Below are 3,051 nucleotides of genomic sequence, written 5' to 3'. Positions count from 1 at the left end.
GTTCCTGATCGCGCTGATGCTGTCCAGCTCCAACGCCAAGACGCTGCCGATCGTCGCTTCGGAATTGTCGCAGCAAGGCATGAACGTGCCGTGGGGCATCCTCAATGCCTCGGTCGTGCTCCTGTCGCTGCCGCCGCTGCTGTTCCTCGGCGTGCTCAGCGGCTTCCTGAATTCCGTTTTCCGGCAAAAGAAGAGTTGATGCGAGGATTACCCGATGCAGGCACTGGTACTTGAGAAAAAGGGCGAGCTGTCGCTGCGCGAGATCGCGCTGCCGCTCGATGTCGGACCGGACGACGTCAGGATCGCCATCCACACCGTCGGCGTCTGCGGCAGCGACGTGCACTACTACACGCACGGCGCCATCGGCAGCTACATAGTGCGCCAGCCGATGGTGCTCGGCCATGAGGCGTCAGGCACGATCATCGAGGTCGGCGCCAACGTCGCGAGCCTGAAGGTCGGCGACCGCGTCTGCATGGAGCCCGGCGTGCCTAACCTGTCGTCGCGCGCGACGAAGCTCGGCATCTACAATGTCGATCCGGACGTGCGTTTCTGGGCGACGCCGCCGGTGCATGGCGTGCTTGCGCCTTTCGCGGTGCATCCGGCCGCCTTCACCTACAAATTGCCGGACAATGTCTCCTTCGCCGAAGGCGCCATGGTCGAACCCTTCGCCATCGGCATGCAGGCAGCGGCGCGGGCGCGCATCGTGCCCGGCGATGTCGCCGTCGTCGTCGGCTGCGGCCCGATCGGCATCATGATCGCGCTGGCGGCGCTGGCGGGCGGCTGCTCGAAGGTGCTGATCTCCGATTTCTCGGCGCCCAAGCTGAAGATCGCCGCGCAGTATCAAGGCATCATGCCGGTCAATATCGGCGAGCAGTCGCTGGTCGACGCCGTCGCGGCCGCGACCGGCGGTTGGGGCGCCGACATCGTATTCGAAGCCAGCGGCAACCCGAAAGCCTTCGCCAATTTGTTCGACATCGTGCGGCCAGGCGGCGCGGTGGTGCTGGTCGGACTGCCGGTGGAGCCGGTCAGCCTCGACGTGCCGGCGGCGATCTCGAAGGAAGCGCGCATCGAGACGGTGTTCCGCTACGCCAACATCTTCGACCGCGCCCTGCAATTGATCGCCTCCGGCAAGGTCGACCTCGAGCCGCTGATCACCGGCACCTATGATTTCTCGGACAGCATCAAGGCCTTCGAGCGGGCGGCCGAGGGCAACCCGCAGGACGTCAAGCTGCAGATCCTGCTTACCGGCGAGAAGGGCTGACCATGTCCGCGATCGTTTGCTCCCATGTCGACAAGGCCTACGGCGCAACCGCCGTCATCCGAGATCTCAATCTCAGCATAGAAGAGCACGAATTCGTCGTGTTCCTCGGCCCGTCAGGCTGCGGCAAGTCCACGCTGCTCAGGATGCTCGCCGGGCTGGAGGACATCACTGGCGGCGAGGTCTCGATCGGCGGCAAGGTGGTCAACGACCTCGAGCCCGGCGACCGCGGCATCGCCATGGTGTTCCAGAACTACGCGCTCTATCCGCATATGACGATCTTCGACAACATCGCCTTCGGGCTGCGACGGCAGAAAGTGCCGGCGGCCGAGATCGTGAAACGGGTCGAGGCGGTTTCCCGGACGCTGGGGCTCGACCCCTATCTCGGCCGCAAGCCGACCGAGCTTTCCGGTGGCCAGCAGCAGCGCGTGGCGATCGCACGCGCCATGATCAAGACGCCGAAAGTGTTCCTGTTCGACGAGCCGCTGTCCAATCTCGACGCCAAGCTGCGCAACCATATGCGCATCGAGATCGCAAGGCTGCACCAGTCGCTGAAGACGACGACCGTCTACGTCACCCACGACCAGCTCGAGGCGATGACGCTGGCCGACCGCATCGTGCTGCTCAGGGATGGCGTCATCGAGCAGGTCGGCTCGCCGGCGGAGATCTATCGCCGGCCTGGCAACCTGTTCGTGGCCGGCTTCATCGGCACGCCGAACATGAATTTCGTCGAGGTGACGGTCGGCCGGGCCGGAGACGGCTGGTCGCTGACCGGCGCCGGAACGGTGCTTTCGCTGGACGGCTCGGCATTCCATCTCCAGCATGGCGATCGCGCCGTGCTCGGGATCCGGCCTCCCGACCTGAAGACGGCAGGCGCCGATGGCGGGCGGAACCTGCTGCAGGGCACCGCGGACCTCATCGAATTCCACGGCAATGACGCGCTGGTGACGTTCGGCTCCGGCGGCAAGGAGATCAGCGCGCTGGTGCCGGCGCGCGAATGCCCGGCGTTGCGCGCGCCTGTCCGCTACACATTCGACGAGGAAAGCATCCAACTGTTCGACGCGACATCCGGCGCCTCGCTGCGCAAGCCGGAACGAAACGGCAGCCTGCTCAGCTGATCGCGTCGAGCGCCTGCCGCTGCCGGTGCATCTCCAGGAAGATGCGGTAGTCGCGGTCGAAGCGGGCGCCGGCCGCCGGATTGGCGGCGCGCTTCCTGCCGCCCTGCTGCATGGCGACGCAGGCGGCGTTCAGATCAGGGTAGAGCCCGGCGGCGGTGGCCGCCACCATGCCGGTGCCGAGCAAGACCGCCTCGTCGGCCAGCGGCTCGATGACAGTGCAGCCGGTGGCATCGGCGTAGAGTTCCATCAGCAGCGGGTTCTTGGTGTGGCCGCCGGTGACGTGCAGCGTGTCGATCAAATAGCCGTTCTCGTTCAGCGCTTCCAGCACGTGGCGCACACCGAGCGCGATGCCGACGGCGGTGCGCCAGTAGAGCTTGCACAGGCTGTCGAAGGAGGAGTCCAGCGTCAGGCCGCTGACGACGCCGACGGCGTGCGGGTCGGCCAGCGGCGAGCGGTTGCCGTGGAAATCCGGCAGCACGTGCAGCCTCGCCGCTAATGCCTCGCCCTCGGCGGCGCGCAGTTCGGCGACGCGGCTGGCGATCCTGGCATGCATCGCTGTATTCGGCTCGCCGCCGGCGCCATGCCAGCGGATGATGTGGTCGAGCAGCGCGCCGGTGGCCGACTGGCCGCCTTCCGAGAGCCAGAGCGTCGGCAGCGCCGCGCCATAATAGGGCC

Annotated in this window: 3 protein-coding genes and 1 pseudogene; 3 read left to right on the top strand and 1 reads right to left on the bottom strand. The window is 66.5% G+C overall.

Features of this window, described 5'->3' with window-relative positions:
• The 3 genes and pseudogenes from EN738_RS32970 to ugpC all read left to right on the top strand — a co-directional run.
• A pseudogene (locus EN738_RS32970) lies at positions 1-199 on the top strand (carbohydrate ABC transporter permease); the annotation flags it as partial.
• Positions 200-214: 15 nt separating this feature from the next.
• Positions 215-1,261: an NAD(P)-dependent alcohol dehydrogenase gene (locus EN738_RS32965; RefSeq protein ID WP_127287207.1), complete on the top strand. Its 1,047-nt coding sequence runs from the start codon at positions 215-217 to the stop codon at positions 1,259-1,261.
• A gap of 2 nt (positions 1,262-1,263) precedes the next feature.
• A complete protein-coding gene (gene ugpC, locus EN738_RS32960) occupies positions 1,264-2,376 on the top strand; it encodes a sn-glycerol-3-phosphate ABC transporter ATP-binding protein UgpC (RefSeq protein ID WP_127287206.1) in 1,113 nt (370 codons plus the stop codon).
• Here ugpC and EN738_RS32955 read toward each other — a convergent pair.
• A partial coding sequence (locus tag EN738_RS32955; protein ID WP_245494841.1) for an FGGY-family carbohydrate kinase occupies positions 2,369-3,051 on the bottom strand: 683 nt, incomplete at its 5' end. The genes ugpC and EN738_RS32955 overlap by 8 nt on opposite strands.

This window comes from Mesorhizobium sp. M4B.F.Ca.ET.017.02.2.1, from assembly GCF_003998955.1.
Classification (GTDB): domain Bacteria; phylum Pseudomonadota; class Alphaproteobacteria; order Rhizobiales; family Rhizobiaceae; genus Mesorhizobium; species Mesorhizobium abyssinicae.
The sequence above is the reverse complement of the archived record's forward strand: the minus strand, read 5'-3'. Positions and strand labels throughout refer to the sequence as shown.

Coding starts and splice junctions, on each gene's coding strand:
- EN738_RS32965 (WP_127287207.1), top strand. CDS start 215: ATGCAGGCACTGGTACTTGAGAAAAAGGGCGAGCTGTCGCTGCGCGAG.
- ugpC (WP_127287206.1), top strand. CDS start 1,264: ATGTCCGCGATCGTTTGCTCCCATGTCGACAAGGCCTACGGCGCAACC.